The organism is Mesorhizobium sp. B2-3-15 (assembly GCF_006442875.1).
In the GTDB taxonomy this organism is placed as follows: Bacteria; Pseudomonadota; Alphaproteobacteria; order Rhizobiales; family Rhizobiaceae; genus Mesorhizobium; species Mesorhizobium australicum.
In genome coordinates, this window is sequence record NZ_VFVO01000011.1 from 25,389 (window position 1) to 42,854 (window position 17,466).

Genomic DNA, 17,466 nt, shown 5'->3' on the forward strand with positions numbered 1-17,466 from the left:
CCGAATGATGCCTTGAACATAATGCGGAACGCTTAAAAATCAAAGACGTGACGCACAGCCACAGGTGGCTAACCCGGCAGCGCCTCGGAAAACTCCACCGCCGTGCCCTGGCCTGGCGTCACGATTTCGCCGTCCCACATAATGCGCTGACCGCGAATGACCGTGCCGACCGGCCATCCCGTGACCTGCTTGCCGTCATAGGGGGTCCAGCCGGCTTTCGTGCCGGCCTGCGCGTTGGTGATGGTCTCGCGCCGCTTCATGTCGACAATGGTGAAGTCGGCGTCATAGCCGGCGGCGATGCGGCCTTTTCTGGCCATGCCGAAGATGCGCTGCGGGCCATGGCTGGAGAGATCGACGAAGCGCTGCAGGCTCAGCCGGCCGGCGTTGACATGGTCGAGCATGATCGGCACCAGCGTCTGCACGCCGGTCATGCCCGACGGCGAGGCCGGATAGGGTTTTGCCTTCTCGGCCAGCGTGTGCGGCGCGTGGTCGGAGCCGAGCACGTCGACGATGCCTTGCGCTATGCCAAGCCAGACGCCGTCGCGATGGCGTTTGTCCCGCACCGGCGGGTTCATCTGGATCAGCGTGCCAAGCCGCGCATAGTCGTCGGCGCTCAGCGTCAGATGGTGCGGCGTGGCTTCACAGGTCGCAACATCCTTGTGCTGTTCGAGGAACAGGATCTCCTCGGCGGTCGAGATGTGCAGGACATGGATGCGGGCACGAACGGCGCGCGCGATGCGCACCAGCCGCTCGGTGCAGCGCAAGGCGGCGATCTCATCACGCCAGACCGGATGCGATGACGGATCGCCCTCGACGCGCTCGTCCAGGCGCTCGCGCAGCCGGAACTCGTCTTCCGAATGAAAAGCGGCGCGACGGCGGGTATTCCTCAGGATCGAGGCGACGCCTTCATCGTCCTCGACCAGCAGGTCACCGGTGGACGATCCCATGAAGACCTTTATTCCCGCAGCCCCCGGCAAACGTTCGAGCTCGCCGACGTCCCTGGCATTGTCGCGAGTACCGCCAACCCAGAAAGCAAAATCGCAATGCATGCGGCCGCTGCCGCGCCGGACCTTGTCGGCAAACGTTGCCTCGCTGGTGGTCAGCGGATTGGTGTTGGGCATTTCGAACACGGCGGTGACACCGCCCAGCACCGCGGCCCGCGAACCCGTTTCCAGGTCTTCCTTGTGTTCCAGTCCCGGCTCACGGAAATGCACCTGGCTGTCGACGACACCGGGCAGGATATGCAGGCCCCGGCAGTCGATCGTCTCGCCAGCCGATGCCTGGCGCAGATCGCCGATCGCGGCGATGCGCCCGCCCTTCACGCCGATGTCGCGTGGCCCCTCGCCGTCATGATTGACCACTATGCCGCCTGTCAGGATGAGGTCGTAGGTCATGGTGATGCTCTCTTGCGGGGGGAGTGTCAGCGGCTTACGTAATGGCCAACCGTTTTGCAAGATCAGGCTTTTAATCCGCCCCATGCCCTTTGCCCTGCTGAAAGACCGCGCGCTCATCACCGTCTCCGGCCCGGATGCCGAGCATTTTCTGCAGAACATCCTGACCACCGATCTCGATACGCTTGGCAATGGCGAGGCAAAGCCGGGCGCGCTTTTGACGCCGCAAGGCAAGATCCTGTTCGACTTCCTGATCTCACGGGCAGGCGAAAACGCCTTCCGCATCGAATGCCGTGCCGATATTTCAGACGATTTCATTCGCCGGCTGATGCTCTACAAGCTTCGCGCCAAGGTCGAGATTGCGAAGTCGGGACAGGCACTTGTCACTGTCGCCTGGGGAAAAGAGTCAATCGCCTCAGAAAGTGATTCAACCGCGCTTGCCGACAGGCGCTTTGGCGACGAAGGCGTCACGCGCTTCCATGCCGGCACCGCGGACGGTGGCGACATTGGCGCGTGGCAGGCCTTTCGCATTGCCCACGGCGTCGCCGAGAGCGGGGCCGACTATGCACTTGGCGATGCGTTCCCGCATGACGTGCTGCTCGACGAAATGGGCGGCGTCGGCTTCAAGAAGGGCTGCTATGTCGGCCAGGAGGTCGTCTCGCGCATGCAGCATCGAGGCACCGCCCGGCGGCGCGTGCTGATTGTCCAGGCTGGGCTTCCCCTGCCCTCTGCGGGTGCCGAGCTAACCGTCGGTGGGCGGCCGGTCGGCACGCTCGGCTCGAGTGCTACCGTGACAGGGCTCGCCATCGCCCGCATCGACAGGGTGAAGGCGGCGCTCGATGCCGGCCAGCCGATCCTGGCGGGTGACGTACCGGTGACGCTCATCATCCCCAGTTGGGCCAAATTCAGCTTTCCGCAGGAAATCGCCGGCGCGGAGGAAGCCTGATGGCGGCAGACCGCGCCGGTGCGCCGCCACGGGCATGGCAGCGTATGCTGTCCGGCCGCCGGCTCGACCTTCTCGACCCTTCGCCGCTCGACATCGAGATCTCGGACATCGCCCATGGGCTTGCCCGCGTCGCCCGCTGGAACGGCCAGACCAGCGGCGAGCACGCCTTTTCGGTTGCCCAGCATTCACTGCTGGTCGAGGCACTGTTCAACGAGCTGGTGCCCAAGGCTTCGGCCGACGACCAATTGGCGGCGCTGCTGCACGATGCGCCCGAATATGTCATCGGCGACATGATCTCGCCATTCAAGTCGGTGATGGGCGGCAGCTACAAGGACTGCGAAGTGCGCCTGCAGCGCGCCATCCATCTGCGCTTCTCGCTGCCGCCGGAACCGGGTGCGATCCTGCGCAAGGAGATCAAGCGCGCCGACCAGATCGCCGCCTATTTCGAGGCGACGCTGCTTGCCGGGTTTTCGACCGCCGAGGCGACCGAGTTCTTCGGCCGGCCGCGCGGTTTTTCCGCCGAGCGCTTCGACTTCGCGCCACGCTCGGTGACCTCAGCGCAGAATGCGTTCCTGAAGCGGTTTTCGGCGATCGAGAAGTCGCGGCATCACGTTCCGACGTCCGCGCTAGGATAGAAAACGCTAAATTAACCGGAAGCGTCAACAGTGTGGTGTTCGATCAAGCATCGCAGGGGCGCCTCATGCCCGTCGTGGATGTCAAGGGTGGTTCGGTCGTCCCGGAACGGGCGGCCGGAGGCATGGAACATCAGCGCCGCATGCAAGATGAGCTGCGCGAGCAGAACGAACGCTTTTCAGCTGCTGTCGAAAACATGTCGCATGGCCTGTGCATGTTCGACGCCGACGAGCGCATGATCATCTGCAACGGCAATTATATCAACATTTTCCGCCTCGACGCCAAAGTGGTACGGCCAGGCATTCGCTTCGTCGATATCCTGCGGCACAGCGTCGATATCGGGGTTGCCTCGCAAAGCGCCGAAGAACTCTACGCCATCCGCAAGCCCTATATCGACCAGGCAAAACCCTCAACTTACGAGGAGACGCTGTCTGACGGCCGCATCATCAACATCTCGCACCGTCCGCTTGCCCTGGGTGGATGGGTTTCGATCTACGAGGACATCACCGAAAAGCGGCGCGCCGAGCAGGATCTCAAGGAGCAGCATCGCCGTTTCGACGCGGCACTCGCCAACATGTCGCAAGGCCTGCTGATGTACGACGCCGACGGCAAGATGATTGTGCGCAACAGGCGTTTTCTGGAGCTCTACAACGTCACTGCGGAGGACTTCCCGCTTGGAACGACGCACCGCAACGCGCTCGAACGATTGCTGGAACTCGGCATCTACATGAAGATCGACGTCGACAGCGAAGTCGCCAAAACCGAAGCCTGTCTGGCGGCGGCAAAGACGCATTCGGCCTACCGGCATCTGACCGACGGCAGGACGGTTCTGGTCACACGCCGGCCGATGAGCGGCGGCGGCTGGGTGGTGACTTTCGACGACGTGACCGAGCGCCGCCGGACCGAAGAGCGCATGACCCATCTTGCGCATCACGACACGCTGACCGGACTGCCCAACCGCTCGAAGTTTCGCGAACGGCTGGATCTTGCGCTGGAGGACGCGGCAGCCAAGCCGTTGGCGATCTTCTCGCTCGATCTCGACCGCTTCAAGGCGGTCAACGACACCTGGGGACACCCCGCAGGCGACTGGCTGCTGAGAAGCGTAGCCGAGAGGCTGCGGCATTGCGTCCGCAACGAAACAGACATCGTCGCCCGCTTCGGCGGCGACGAGTTCGTCGTCATGCAGTTCCATTTCAAGGGCATTGGCGATGCCGAAAAACTGGCAAAGCGCATCGTCGAAGCAATCGCAAAACCATTTAGAGACAAGAGCCGGGACATGCATGTCGGCATCAGCATGGGCATTGCCGTTTTCCCCAACGACGGCAGGGACGCCGACACGCTGCTGAAAAACGCGGATACGGCGCTCTACCGGGCGAAGAGCGAAGGACGAAACCTGTATCGCTTCTTCGAGCCCGGAATGGATGCTGTCGTGCAGGCCCGCAGGGCGCTTGAAGTGGACCTCGAGGCAGCACTGCCGCGCCAGGAGTTCGATCTCCATTTCCAGCCCATCATGAACATCACTTCCGGCGAGATCACCGGCGCGGAAGCCTTGATGCGCTGGCATTCACCAGGGCGTGGCACTGTCGCGCCGGACGACTTCATCCCGGTCGCCGAAGAGACCGGGCTGATCGTGCCGCTCGGCGAGTGGGCGCTGAGGAAAGCCTGCGCAGAGGCCGCAAGCTGGCCACCCGGCCTACGCATTGCGGTCAATGTCTCGGCCGTGCAGCTCAAAAGCAACGGGTTTGCCCGCGGGGTGATCTCGGCGCTGGCTTTTTCCGGCGTTCCGGCTGGACGGCTGGAGCTGGAGATCACCGAAACCGTGCTGATGGACGAAAGCAAGGCCGTGCTGAAAACGCTGCGCCAGTTGCGTGAGCTCGGCATCCGCATCGCCCTGGACGATTTCGGCACCGGCTATTCCTCGCTCGGCTACCTCAGGCGTTTTCCGGTCGACAAGATCAAGATCGACCGATCATTCATTCGCGACATGGGCAACCGCGACACGGCGGCCATCGTTCGGACCATCATCGGGCTGGGTGCCGAGCTTGGCATCGTCGTCACGGCCGAAGGCGTCGAGACGGAGGCGCAACTCGACATGCTGCGCGACAATGGCTGTGTCGAGGCGCAAGGCTATCTGATCGGCGTGCCGTCAAAGCCGGCCGACATCCAGCGCCTGCTGAAGTCGCGTACGACACGCAGCCAGACCGGCTGATGACGTCAGCGCAAGTCAGCGCAGCGTTTCCAGGTATTTCTCATGGAAGCTGACATAGCCGGGCTCGACCACCTTCAGATGCCGCTCGATCAGCGCATGAAACCGCGGTAATTGGTGAAACGGAACGCCGGGATAGGCATGATGCTCGGCATGGAACGGCATGTTCCAGGCGAGCTTGCGCACCCCCCAGCTGGTCAGCGTCGTCCTGGTGTTTTCCAGCATGTTGGCCACCAGCGGGCAACGACCGTGCTCGGCCAGCAGATAGAGGCGCAGGAATGGCTGTCCGAGCAGAGCGGGAATGATCCAGACATAGAAAAGCACGGTGAGCCGGAAATAGACGGCGAGCAGAATGAGGACAGCGTAGAAGGCAATCATGGCGCGCGCCTCGGCCCGCACCTTGCGTCGGCCTTTCGGCGGTACATAGCTCTCCTGACTACCGCCAATCGCATTGGCGTAGAGTGTCTTGAGATGGCCCCACCACACCGGAAGCCCAGAGACGTGGACAATGTATTGCCGCAGGGTTTCGGGCTTCGGGGAGGCAAGCTCGGGGTCGTTTTCGGGATCCTGCGTGTACCGGTGGTGAGCGAAATGGAAGTAGCGGAACCAGTCGGCCGGCAGCGCGATGGCCAGGCTGCACAGCCGCGCCACGCCGTCGTTCAGCCACTGTGTTTCGAAAGCCGTGCGGTGCGCCGTCTCATGCAGCAGCGTGAACAGGAACACGATCAGGATGCCTTGCGGCAGCATCAGCAACGGCCAGAATGGGACCTCGGCCGCGATCAGCGATCCAATTAAGATAATCGCACCCAAGTGAGTGCAGAGCTGGAACAGGCCCGCAACATCGGACTTGGCCGTCAGGCGATTGCGCTCTTCCGGTGTCAATGAGGCGATAATGTCGCGATGGTCCATCGGCTTCGATCCAGGCTGAAGAATGATGAAGCCATTCTAGTCGACGAAAAAGCTTTCCAGAAACGACGATTTCTGCGATTTAGATAAGCTTACCTTACCTATCTAGCGATCATGGCCACATCCCCATCCCTGAAAGGACTTCAGGCTTTCGAGGCCGCGGCGCGCACGGGCAGCTTTGCCGCGGCGGCGGAAGAGCTTTCGGTTTCGGCCGCCGCCGTCAGCCAGCTTATCCGCACCGTGGAGGTGCAGATGGAACGCAAGCTGTTTCACCGGATCAACCGCCGCGTTGTCCTCACCGAGGCCGGCGTGGAAATGCTGCCTCGGCTGACCGTGGCCTTCCAGGAGATCGGCAGCGTCTCGCGCGAACTGGGCGCCGATGCATTCCGCCCGCGCCTGGTGGTGTCGGTGCCGCCATCCATGGCCATGGGCTGGCTCTCGCAGCGCCTCGCCGGCTTTGTCGCAAGCCACGGCGCCGCCGACATATCGCTCCGGGGCGATGACGACCCGGTGTCGTTCGACCGCGAGTTGATCGACATCAGGCTTTCCTATGGCCCGCATTATCGCGAGCACCCGACCGAGGAGATCGCCCGGGACGCCGTCTATCCCGTCTGCGCGCCGGGGCTTGCCGGCATCACCAAGGCGGGCGAGCCGCTCGCCGGGCTGCCGCTCATCCACACCGACTGGGGGCCGACAGGCGCATCGTTTCCGTCCTGGCCCAACTGGTTCGAGGCCGCGGGTGCTCACCCTGGCCGAGCGGCACGGCGCGGCCTTTCGGCCAATTCGTCGCGCGCGGCCCTCGACCTCGCCATTTCGGGGTTGGGCGTGGCGCTGGCGCAAGGGATTTATTGTGCCGAAGCCGTGGAGGACGGCAGGCTGGTCCGGCCGGCCGGCGGCGCGATTGCATTGCGCCAGCCCTATTGCCTGACGGTTCCAGAGCGAAGCGCAAGCCGCGATGTTGTGGCCGCGTTCCGCGATTGGCTGGTCAACCAATGCCAACGCGCGGTTGGCTCGCCGGCGCTGCGCTGACCGGGAGGGAGATGGTCAGAGGTGCCCGCTCAAGGCCGCCACCATGTCCTTGCTGGTCGCCACGGGCACGATCTCGAACTCGACCAGATCAGTCAGCCCATTCGACGACCCAGCGCTGCAGCGACGTGACGTCATCGGTCTCCACCAGCAGGAAACAGCGGCTCATGTCAGCCGCGATCCAGCTGTGATGCACGACAAGCTGCTCCGGCTTCAGGCGGCCGCGGTCGCGCGGAACCGGCGGTAGATTTCCTTGCGGTCGCAGCCGGTGAAATCCTCGATGACGATGAACTGCATATTTCCCCTCGGATGATTACCGCCCCGGCCGGTCGAGCCGCTCCAGGAACCACTGCGTCAGCCGCACCCAGACCTCGTCCTTCTCGCCGGAATCCTCCCAGCCGTGATCGAGGTTTGGATTGTCGTTGACCTCGATGACGAAGACGCCGTCCTTGGTCTCCTTGAGGTCGACGCCGTAGAGGCCGTCGCCGATGCAGCGCGCCGCCTTGACGGCGGTCTCGACGACATGGGCCGGCGTCTCCTTCAACGTGAAGGTCTTGATGCCGCCCTGGTCGGGCTTGCCATTGGCCTTGTGGTTGACGATCTGCCAATGTTTCTTGGCCATCAGATAGTGCACGGCAAACAGCGGCTGGCCACCGAGCACGCCGACACGCCAGTCATATTCGGTCGGGATGAACTTCTGCGCGATGAGAAGGTCGGAATCCTCCAGCCATTCGGTCGCGAGCCGCGTCAGTTCCTCCAGGGTCTCGCATTTCTTGACGCCGCGCGAGAAGGACGAATCGGGGATCTTCAACACGAGGGGAAAACCCAGCGTCTGTGCGGCCAGTTCGAGGTCAGAGGTGCCGGCGATCATCACTGTCGGCGGCACCGGCACCTTGTTGTAGGCCATCAGTTCGTTGAGATAGACCTTGTTGGTGCAGCGGATCATGGACAGCGGGTCGTCGATGACCGGCATGCCTTCCTGCTGGGCGCGGCGAGCGAAGCGGTAAGTGTGGTTGGAGATCGAGGTGGTCTCGCGGATGAACAGTGCATCGTAATTCGCGAGCTTGGCCAGATCTTTTCTGGTGATCGGCTCGATTTCGACCCCCATCTTTTCGGCGATCTTGGCCCAGTAGCGCAGCGAAGAGATTTCCGAAGGCGGCAATTCCTCATGCGGATCGACCAGCGTGGCGAAGGTGTAGCGCGCCGGCGTGCGGCCCTTGGTGTCGCGCCACTCGCGGTTGGTGTAGGTCTCCAGGCACTGGATGAAGCTTTTTTCCTCGTCCTCCGTCATCCGAGCCAGCGGGTGGAAGCCGACCTTGCGGATCGAAGCCCATTCGGCGCTGTCCTTGATATGGACTTCGAGCGCCGGCGCCCGGAACCAGTCGAACAACAGCTTGGCGAAACGGTCCCAGACCTTGGACGGGCCGATGCCGAAGAAGATGCAGACCTTCGCCGGAAATACACCGCCGAGATCCTTGCGGCATTTGTTGAGCGCCAGTTCCAGTTCCGGCAAGGCGTGCTCGTAGAGCTTGCGCTCCGACAGGTCGATCATCGTCTCCACGGTCGGGATGACCTTGTGGCCGCGCGAACTCGCCAGCAGCGAGGCATAGTAGCCGCGGCTCTGATAGCCGTAGTTGTTCGACAGGTTGATGACCTTAGGCCGCTGACCGCGAAACAGCGAGGGATGCGCGAGATAGTCGCGATTGGTGATGATCTTGTGCGGCGTCGCCACCTGGTCGAGATCGCTCTGCCTGCCGGTAAGAATGACCCAGGTCATTATCTCTTTCCCAAAGTGATGGCGGCACGCAGTCCGTCGCGGCCGAACTGCGCCATGTTCATGAAGATGCCGTAAGGCACGGGAATGTTGGCGGCATCAAGGATGGTTTCCTGCCTTTCATCCTCGACCCACGGATCGTGGATCAGAATATGATCGCCATCATCGCCGATGGCCAGCACCCAGTGCGGCACCTTCTTGCCGAACATCAGGAAGCCGCTGATCAGCACCAGCACCAGTTTGCCCCCGGCGAGAGCCGCCCTGATATCGTCGATGGTGAATGGACGGTAATTCACCGGGATGCCGTAAAGTTCCGCGCGGCGGCGAAAGTCGACCTGTGCCAGTTCCATGACCCGGCGCTTGTCCTCGCTACGCACCGACTGCAGGAACAATGCGCCGTAGAAGGAAACGTAAATCTCCGCCGCAAGCCCGCTTTCGTAGCCCGAGACAGCCAGGCCGAATGGTTCGCAGCCGCCCGGTCCTGACATCATGAAGACGGTCGTCGCCTCGCGCCAGAGTCGGATTTCCATCACCGGGTCGGGCACGAAGCCACGATCGAAATTGGCCATGGCCATCATCAGGCAGCATGGACCGCAGGTGAACTCGCAGGTCTGCTGATAGAATGGCACCCTGGTGGCGACCGGAAGGTCGCCGCGCAGGGTTTTTTCATAACGCAGTGCCGTCGCGCCGTCCTCGTAGTAACCGGGCTCGCGGCCAATCTTGCGGTAGCCGGCCTGTTCATAGATGCTGATGGCACGGCCATTGTCCTCGCGCACTTCGAGACGCAGCATCATGCGGTCGTGTTCGAAGGCTGCCTCTTCGGCCGCGGCCAGCAATTGCCGGCCTATGCCGAGCCCGCCGAAAAACGGTCCGACGGCGATCGAATAAAGCCGTGCTACCCCACTGCCCTTGCGAAACAGCACGATCGCATAACCGCCGACTCGGCCATCGATTTCGGCGACCAGCGTCTCGGCGGTCTCGCGCTCGATGAACAGGCGGAAGGAGCGGCGGGAAATGCGGTCGCTCGAGAATACAGCTTTCTCGATGGCGGCGAGGTCATCGACGTCAGACGCGCGGGCCGTGCGGATCTCGGCAGGCATGCGGCTTGAGAAAACCTCGATCGCGTTGCGGCAACGTCCCCGGTCGAAAAGCGTCGCAAACACCGGCCGAAGCGCCGGTATTCATCAAGCGCTATCGCTCCTTGATTAGGGCCGAATTGTGACACTTTCCGCGACAGCAGGGAAGCTGACAAGCTTTGAACGGAATCGCTGTTTTCATGCCAGCCGACCGCGCAAGATCGCAGCCGGCTCAGCTGGAGAGACCGGCCAGAAGCTGGCCATACGCGCTCTTGGCCACGGCCGCCAACTGCTCGCGCGGCAGCGAACCAACGACGGCACAGCCATAGCCTTTATCCAGCCAGTAGACGGCCTGCGGACCGTCCTGCGCCGAAGCATAGGTGCCCTTGGCATTCTCGGTCGATTCCGCCGTCACGAAGAGGGATATGCGCTCGCCCTTGTCGTCTTCGTAGAGCAGCATCGCGGCCTTGCTTTCCCCCGCCGGCAGCAACCGGCCGCCAACCAGTTGGAAGCCGTTCGCGCTCAGGTCCGGTGCCACCAGTTTCAGGCCGACCCGACTGGACAGCCAGGTCTGCAGATGATCCTTGTCGCTGGCCGGCACTTCCACCGCGTGCCGCTTCTCGGCGGCATAGATGACATGGGCGGCGATCGCTTGTTCGGCGAGCTGATCCTCCGCCGGATCCTCCTGCCCGATCCCTCCGATACCCGCAAAGTAGCCGCCAAATCCGCCCGTGGCGAGAAGCACGGCCGCGGCGGCGGCAAGCCACCAGCGTGAGCGTGGCACTGCTGCCTTAACAGGCGCTTCACCGAGCACCACCTTGCGCAAGCGCACTGGCACCACCTCGTCCAGCACGCCGGCGAAGGCCGAGCGCAACGCCTCCCGGTCGGCGGTGAAGCGGGCGCTCCTGGCCTTCATCTCGGGATTGGCGTCGAGCCAGGCATCATAGGCGGCGCGCTCATCGGCCGGCAGTTCGCCGTCGAGCGCCATATGGATGTCCCGTTCGGAAAAATCGCGGCGGATCATTTCTCGACGATCCTTATGGCGCGGCGGCGCGCTGTGTCGTCCAGCAGCCCGCGCAATTCCTCACGCCCCCGCGCGATGCGCGACATCAGCGTGCCGGCGGGAACACCCAGAATGTTGGCAGCCTCGGCATAGGAAAAGCCTTCTATGGCAACCATGACAATGGCCGCGCGGCGATCGGGGCTGAGCGCCTGCAACGCGTCGATGATCTCGCGCGAAGCGATGCCCTCCAATTGTTCGGGCGGCTGGGCAACCGCCTCGCCCGCCTCCAGCGGCAGCATCGCCGCTTCGCCGCGGCGGTTCACCTTGCGCATCTGGTCGATGAACAAATGATGCATGATCGTAAACAGCCACCTCCTGGGGCTTTCTCCCGTCTGCCAGTTGTCGAGCCGCAACAGCGCGCGCTCAAGACAGTCCTGAACGAGGTCGTCCGCAGCATCACGGCCGCGCAGAAGCGAGCGTGCGTAGCGGCGCAGGCGCGGTATTTCGCCAAGGATTGCTGCCTTTTTTTCGTCCATGACCGCTGGTTCTGAGGTCGCCCTTGTTGATCCGATAGAACGCGCCTTCCCGGCACGGCGCAAGCAGCCAGCGCGAAGCGGTCCACCGCTCCGGTCACCCAAGCAACGAGATAACGCCGGCGGATGCCGGTTTATTCCCGCACAGCGTTGAATTCCGGCTATTATTGTTCGCCGGCCGACAATTTCTCCTTTGCCGCCCGCGTCAGCAGCCGCTGGTAGAACAGGCCGATGCCGATCAGAACGGCGCCGAGCCCGATAAAGGACAGCGCCCTGAGCACCCCTTCCAGTTCCGACATGTCGAACAGGAAGACCTTCAGGACGGCCACCGCGATCAGCGCGGCTGAGGCGATGCGCAGCACCTGCGATCTCAGCCAGACGCCGGCGGTGAGCAGCGCCACGCCGATAACCAGCCAGAGCGCCGAATAGGTATAGGTCTCCAACTGCCCAAGGCCGCTCCACATGCCGATGAACTCGCCCTTGAACAGGCGCCTGACCGAAAGCGTGGCATAGGCGAAGGCAAGCAGCGCCGCCATCAGCGCCAGCATGGCCGAATACCATTTCGGCCGCTTGCCCCTGCTATAGAGCGCCAGACCACCGGCGGCGACGGCCGGCAGGAGATAGGCGAGGAACAAGAGGTTGAAGACCGGGATCCGGCCGGTCGATTCGTCCGTGAACAACGGATTGAGCACCAGGAAATGCTGGATGACGATGAAGGCGGCCGAGAGCACGCCCACCGCCATCGAACCATAGCGCAGCACCGAGCTTGGCGAGCGCCTGTCGATGGCGATCAGGATGGCGCCGGCACCGACGGCGATCAGCGTGTAGATCGCCTGTTCGGCGAGCGTCGGCGCATCGCTGTTGATGACGCCGCCATGCATTGCGTGACGCACCAGCATGGCGAGCGTCAGCAGCGCAAACAGTGCCGCCGCCGCTTCCATGGCCAGGCGTGGACGGCCATCGGTGGTGCGGGCGAGTTGCCAGGCCGCGAAGCCGAAGGCGAGCGCCGGCACGCCGTAGCCCGGCAGCAACCAGTTGAAAACCGGTGTCGTCGACAGGAATTCGGCGCCGACGATCGTCGGATCGACGGCGGCGCGGCCAAGCACCGCGATGACAGCGGCGACCGAAATCCAGCCGAGCACAGGATAGGAGCGCCAGCGCGTGGCGAGCGCCGGCACGATCGCGGCGGCACCAAGCAGGATGGTGGTCCAACCGGAATCAAAAGCCATATGCAGCATCAGGAGGCCGGCGACTGCCGCGCCGCCCAAAACAAACGACACTGCGGCTCCCCCCTTGTGCGGCGGTTCCTCGGCCCGCGCGATCCACTCGCCGCCCGCGGCGAAGACCAGGACCAGCAGGGCCGCGACGGCGGCATAGACAAAGTCGCGGTCGAGATTGCCGAACGTGAACCAGAGCGCCAGCAGGACGATCAGCGGCACGATGACACCCCATGCAGCCCAAGAGGCTGCTCGGATCTGCGCCGTGGCGGCGAAGCGGCGCGCGGCCCACAAACCAGCGGCGACGAAAACAAGACCGAGACCAATACCGATACGCAAGCTCAGCGCGTCAGCGGTGGCCAAGGGCACCCCATCAACACCCAAAGCGCCGCCCGAAAAGTCGGAAGCGATAGACGTTGGCGGGATGATGCCGAGATAGATCAGCACCGTCACCAGTCCCGCGCCATAAAGCAGTGGCAGCGCCAGTGGGCGGTAGAGCGCGACCGCTATCATCACGACAAGCAGCACCGCGCCCGGCAAAGCATCACCGGCAGCGGCGAAGACCGGGTCAACCGAGAGGCCAAGCGCCGAGAAGGCGACGAACAGTCCAGGCACGATGGATGGCCAGTCGAAAGTCCCTGCTAGTCCGGTCTCGCCGCCACGACTGCTCAGCCAGACAAGGGCAAGCACAGCCAGCGTCACAGCATCGATGAACAGTATGGCGGAGAGGTTCGCGCCCGGTGCGTCGGTCATGTAGAGGATGGTCCAGACGCCGGTACCGAAAAAAGCGGCCGCCATCAGCGTCTTCCAGTCGCGCATGCGGGCGATCACGCCAGTGGCGGCGAGCACGATGGCGAGATAGCCGAACAACGCCCACGGATTGGGCGCCTGCGAAGCGATCAGCACCGGCGTCACCATGGCGCCGACGAGACCGATGCCGGCCAGCGCCTGGCCATGGACGAGAGCGGCGGCTATGGTCGCAACGCCGATCGCACCGAGCAGCGTGAAGGCAAGCGCCGGGCCGATAAAGCCGTAAATGCCATGGGCGGCATAGACGGTGCCGAACAGGATGAAGGCGCCGGCCGCGGTCAAGATCGCCGGAATATAAGCGCCGGCAATACCTTGCACCGGTACCTTGAAGCCGGTGCGGCGAATGAACTCGCCGCCGGCGACCAGCACCAACCCGAGCACCGCCGCCATGGTGAGCCGCACGCCGGGTCCGAAAATGCCGGCCTCGATGGTGTAGCGGATCAGGAACAAGCCGCCCAGAGCCAGCGCAATGCCGCCGACCCAGACCGCCCAACGCGTGCCGAGCGCGGTTTCAACGTCGGACTGGCGAGCGGCTTTGGCGACTGCGGCCGGCGCGACCTCTGGCGTTTTCGGTGTGATCTCGGGGGCGCTCCAAGGGCCGGGCCCTCCGGCCGGGATTTCCGCCTCCGTGGCCTGTAGCGCGGGGGCCGGCTCGCCGATTGGTGCCGGGGCGATGTCGGCAGGCCTGGCCACCGGAGCCGTGTCGGCCCTGCCCTGCGCCGCCTCCAGTTCCGACGGCTTGACCGTGGGCGATACCGCGCCCGAAAGCACGAGGCTGCGCAGTGCGCCAAGTTCGCGCTCGATCAGACCGATGCGGCCCTGCTGACGCGAAATGATGACGAACAAGGCAATGATGGCGACGAGGCCGATCAGGCTCTCAAACATGGCGGTTCCCCCAAACCAGGCCAGTTTTCACTGACGCTTCATCTCACTGACATTGAAATACGGCGGCTAAACGGCTGAAAATTCAACGTGCCGCCAGATTGGCGGCTGGAAATATCGAACATGTCTCGGTACCGAAAGCCAGCAGCTTGCCGCCGGCATCCTTCAGCGTCGCTTCCGAAACGGCAAGCGTGCGGCCCTTGTGAACCACCTTGCCTTCGCAGACAACCTCACCGGTCCTGGGCGTGATCGGCCGCGTCAGGTTCACCTTGAACTCCGCAGTGGTGTAAGCCTCGCCCTTGTCGAGCAGGGTCTGCACCGCGCACGCCAACGCTGAATCGAGCAGCGTCGCCGCCCAGCCGCCGTGAACGCCGCCCAGCGGGTTGAGGTGGCGTTCGTTCGGCACGCCCCGGAACACGGCGCGACCTTCCGATACTTCGGTCAACGCGAAGCTGAGCTGGAAGGAGATCGGTGGTGCCGGGTATTTGCCGTCGACGATTCGCTGCAGCAATTCCAAGCCGGTGTATTTCAGGATGTCGGCATGAGGAATGGTGCCGAGGCCGAGCGGCGAGACCCGGCCCGGATAGAGTTCGACTTCGCTCATCGGATGATTTCTCCGGCCGTGCTCTCTCCGGCGATGGGCTTCTGCGCTGCGTGGTGCTTGCGCAGTGCGGCCAGAAAGCCGGCGCGCGCATCGGGCTGATCGATGCCGCGCGGCTCGTAGACGTGGCGGGTGAAGAAGTAGCCGGTCAGGCGGAATGCGTCCGCCATCGCCGCATGATTGGCGCGCTGGCCGGAGCCGCGCTGCAGGAAGGCGGGCAGCACCAGCATCTTGTCGTGCCACGGCGCCCCGGCTTCACGCGACACCGCGCGCCCAGACTTAGGCGAGACATAGGCCAGATCCTGCCTCGAGCCGGTGGCGGCGCATTGGCTGAGATCGAGGCCAAAGCCGAGTTCATCGAGAATCAGGAGCTCGAAGCGCGCCACCAGTTCGCCGGCGGCATCTGCGTCGTCGAGATGAACGATCATCACCGAAAGCGCCTCGTAGAGGCCGCCATGGGCATCGCGCTCGGGCAGCAGGCGCAGATGCGCCGCCATCGTCTGAAGGCCGTAGACGGCAACGGCACTGTCCATCAGCCGGGCGGCGTTCATCTCGATGGCTTCGGCCTGGAATGTGCCCAGATGCTCGTCGAGGCGCGCACGCCACAAAAGATCGACGCGATTGCCTGGCTGGAGAACAGGCTGCTGCTTGCGCGAGCGGCCACCGCGCACGAGGCCGAGATAGCGGCCATGGGCGCGCGTCATCACCTCGAGAATGGCGCTGGTTTCGCCATGCCTGCGGGTGCCGAGAATGATTCCCTCGTCGCGCCATTCCATATCAGGAGCTTTTCACCGATCGGGTGGCGAAATCAAGGTATGGGTCTGGCGCCTGTGCCGGCTCTCGCAACGAGGCATAAAAAAGCCGCCCGCAGCAATGTGCTGCGGGCGGTTGGTGAGGTCAGTCGATCCGTTAGAAGTTGCGCTGGAAGCGGACGATGCCGCCGACGCTGTCCTTCTTGTCGGCCTTGGACCAGTTGCCGTAGATGGATGGATTGCCGAAATTGCCGTAGTGATCCCAGTCGACTTCGGTCGTGACCGTGAAGCCCGGGACGATGGTGTATGCGACGTTCGCGGCGAGAGCATAGTTCTTGTCGTCGTCAGCCGAAGCCTGGACGTTGAACGAGGTCTTCTCGTTGAACTTGTAGGTACCGCCGCCCCAGACGGCCCAGTTGCCGCCCCACGGCTTGTACTGGCTGCGGCCATGTACGTCGATGGCATTGTGGGCGTCGTCTGTGAGGTTGTCGTCGGTGCCGTAGCCGCCCATGATGAACAGCGACAGTTCCTTGCTGACGTTGACATCCAGGCGAACCTTGCCGGCCACTTCCTCGTAGTTGCTGTCATAGGCGACAACACCGGTGATCGCGCCCCAGTCGCCCTTGTACTTCAAGCCGCCGACGACATGCGGAACATAGCTGTCGATGGTGTTGACGCCCGTGCCTTCTTCGAGCGAGACCACGCCCGTGAAGCCGCTGCCAGCGTCGAAATAGTACTGGACGACATTGGTGTCCTTGACGCCGTACGGGATGATCGTGTCCTGGATGACGTTGCCCGCGTAACCGATGAACTGGTCGTATGCAGTTTCATCCTTACCGACGCGCAGGCCACCGAGCTGTATCCAGGCGAAGTTGAGGCTGGTGGTTTTGTTGCCGGCCTGCCAGGAGGTCGAGGAGCTTCCATCATAGTCGCCCGAGGAGTTGCCGAACTGGAAGCGGGTCTCGGTGAAGGTCTTCAACGTGCCGAGTTCGGTTTCCTGGCCGGTATACGTCCTCAGCGTGAAGCGCATGTTCTTGTAGTAGGTGTCGTGGTTTCCACCGTCCATGTGATCGCCAACGTTGTTGACGCCATCCAGCGTGCCGGAATCGCCGACGCCGATGTCATAGCGGAGATAGCCGCCGATGCGCAGGCAGGTCTCGGTGCCCGGGATGTAGAAATAGCCGGCGCCGTAGACGTCGCAGATCTTGACGTATTCGGCCGGCTCCGGTTCGGCGACGACAACCGCGTCCGCGGCGCGCGCGCCGGACACCGCGATCAAAGCCGCGGCTGAGCCGAGAAGGAGGCTCTTGATGTTCATTTTCTGACCTCTCCAGTCAAGTTTGAAAAAATGGCTTCTGAATTGTGGCTGGCGGATATGTTTTCCCGCCTCACCCCCACAATGAAAAAGGCCCGCACCGCGTCCCCTTTTCGCGGCGAACATACCCACCAATCGTCCACCTTCAATGACAATTCCATAAATGCGCTGGATTCTCGCCACAGATTAAATACGTGTTGCACAAATAACACTAATGAGAGCTTGCTTGAATTTAAAATGGCACAAATGGAACATCGTCATATTTTTGTAATAATTAAGTGTATCCTTCTGCATATACCAGTTTACTCTATGAATTTCGGTCTTTTAAGCTCTAAATCTAAAATAAATTGAGAAATTTGTGATTTCTGTCCTCGTATCGCTGTCGGCGCGAAAAC

14 protein-coding genes are annotated in these 17,466 nt (G+C 62.9%); 4 read left to right on the top strand and 10 right to left on the bottom strand.

Annotated features, from left to right (window positions below):
• Positions 1-68: 68 nt before the first annotated feature.
• Positions 69-1,400 carry a dihydroorotase gene (locus FJ954_RS21700; RefSeq protein ID WP_181174650.1) on the bottom strand — a complete coding sequence of 444 codons (1,332 nt, stop codon included), beginning with the start codon at positions 1,398-1,400 and terminating at the stop codon, positions 69-71.
• 76 nt (positions 1,401-1,476) lie between these two features.
• Here FJ954_RS21700 and FJ954_RS21705 point away from each other — a divergent pair, with 76 nt between their 5' ends.
• From FJ954_RS21705 to FJ954_RS21715, 3 genes are all read left to right on the top strand, one after another.
• Complete coding sequence (locus FJ954_RS21705; RefSeq protein ID WP_015318560.1) at positions 1,477-2,337, top strand: folate-binding protein YgfZ; 861 nt, start codon at positions 1,477-1,479, stop codon at positions 2,335-2,337.
• Complete coding sequence (locus tag FJ954_RS21710; protein ID WP_015318561.1) at positions 2,337-2,972, top strand: HD family hydrolase; 636 nt, start codon at positions 2,337-2,339, stop codon at positions 2,970-2,972. The genes FJ954_RS21705 and FJ954_RS21710 overlap by 1 nt, the downstream gene beginning before the upstream one ends.
• A 65-nt stretch (positions 2,973-3,037) precedes the next feature.
• Positions 3,038-5,179, top strand: a complete 2,142-nt coding sequence (locus FJ954_RS21715; protein WP_140663072.1) for an EAL domain-containing protein — start codon at positions 3,038-3,040, stop codon at positions 5,177-5,179.
• A 15-nt stretch (positions 5,180-5,194) separates the two neighbouring features.
• Here the strand turns inward: FJ954_RS21715 and FJ954_RS21720 are convergent, their stop codons facing one another.
• A complete protein-coding gene (locus tag FJ954_RS21720) occupies positions 5,195-6,085 on the bottom strand; it encodes a fatty acid desaturase family protein (RefSeq protein ID WP_140663074.1) in 891 nt (296 codons plus the stop codon).
• 111 nt (positions 6,086-6,196) lie between these two features.
• Here FJ954_RS21720 and FJ954_RS21725 point away from each other — a divergent pair, with 111 nt between their 5' ends.
• Positions 6,197-7,111, top strand: a complete 915-nt coding sequence (locus FJ954_RS21725) for a LysR substrate-binding domain-containing protein (RefSeq protein ID WP_140663076.1) — start codon at positions 6,197-6,199, stop codon at positions 7,109-7,111.
• 310 nt (positions 7,112-7,421) lie between these two features.
• On the opposite strand, the gene FJ954_RS21735 is transcribed toward FJ954_RS21725, so the two are convergent.
• The 8 genes from FJ954_RS21735 to FJ954_RS21770 form a co-directional block, all read right to left on the bottom strand.
• Positions 7,422-8,885, bottom strand: a complete 1,464-nt coding sequence (locus FJ954_RS21735; protein WP_140663078.1) for a RimK family protein — start codon at positions 8,883-8,885, stop codon at positions 7,422-7,424.
• Entirely contained in the window at positions 8,885-9,982 is a 1,098-nt protein-coding gene (locus FJ954_RS21740) for a peptidase C39 family protein (protein WP_140663080.1), read from the bottom strand. The genes FJ954_RS21735 and FJ954_RS21740 overlap by 1 nt, the downstream gene beginning before the upstream one ends.
• A gap of 208 nt (positions 9,983-10,190) precedes the next feature.
• Complete coding sequence (locus tag FJ954_RS21745) at positions 10,191-10,982, bottom strand: anti-sigma factor (RefSeq protein WP_140663082.1); 792 nt, start codon at positions 10,980-10,982, stop codon at positions 10,191-10,193.
• Positions 10,979-11,497: an RNA polymerase sigma factor gene (locus FJ954_RS21750; protein WP_140618480.1), complete on the bottom strand. Its 519-nt coding sequence runs from the start codon at positions 11,495-11,497 to the stop codon at positions 10,979-10,981. The genes FJ954_RS21745 and FJ954_RS21750 overlap by 4 nt, the downstream gene beginning before the upstream one ends.
• 161 nt (positions 11,498-11,658) lie before the next feature.
• Positions 11,659-14,406 carry a DUF2339 domain-containing protein gene (locus FJ954_RS21755; RefSeq protein WP_140663083.1) on the bottom strand — a complete coding sequence of 916 codons (2,748 nt, stop codon included), beginning with the start codon at positions 14,404-14,406 and terminating at the stop codon, positions 11,659-11,661.
• An 82-nt stretch (positions 14,407-14,488) separates the two neighbouring features.
• Complete coding sequence (locus FJ954_RS21760) at positions 14,489-15,007, bottom strand: PaaI family thioesterase (RefSeq protein ID WP_015318570.1); 519 nt, start codon at positions 15,005-15,007, stop codon at positions 14,489-14,491.
• Positions 15,004-15,780, bottom strand: a complete 777-nt coding sequence (gene recO, locus FJ954_RS21765) for a DNA repair protein RecO (RefSeq protein WP_140663085.1) — start codon at positions 15,778-15,780, stop codon at positions 15,004-15,006. Before recO ends, FJ954_RS21760 begins: the two co-directional genes overlap by 4 nt.
• 133 nt (positions 15,781-15,913) lie before the next feature.
• On the bottom strand, positions 15,914-17,074 hold the full coding sequence (locus FJ954_RS21770; protein ID WP_140618485.1) for a porin: 1,161 nt from the start codon (positions 17,072-17,074) through the stop codon (positions 15,914-15,916).
• Positions 17,075-17,466 lie beyond the last annotated feature (392 nt).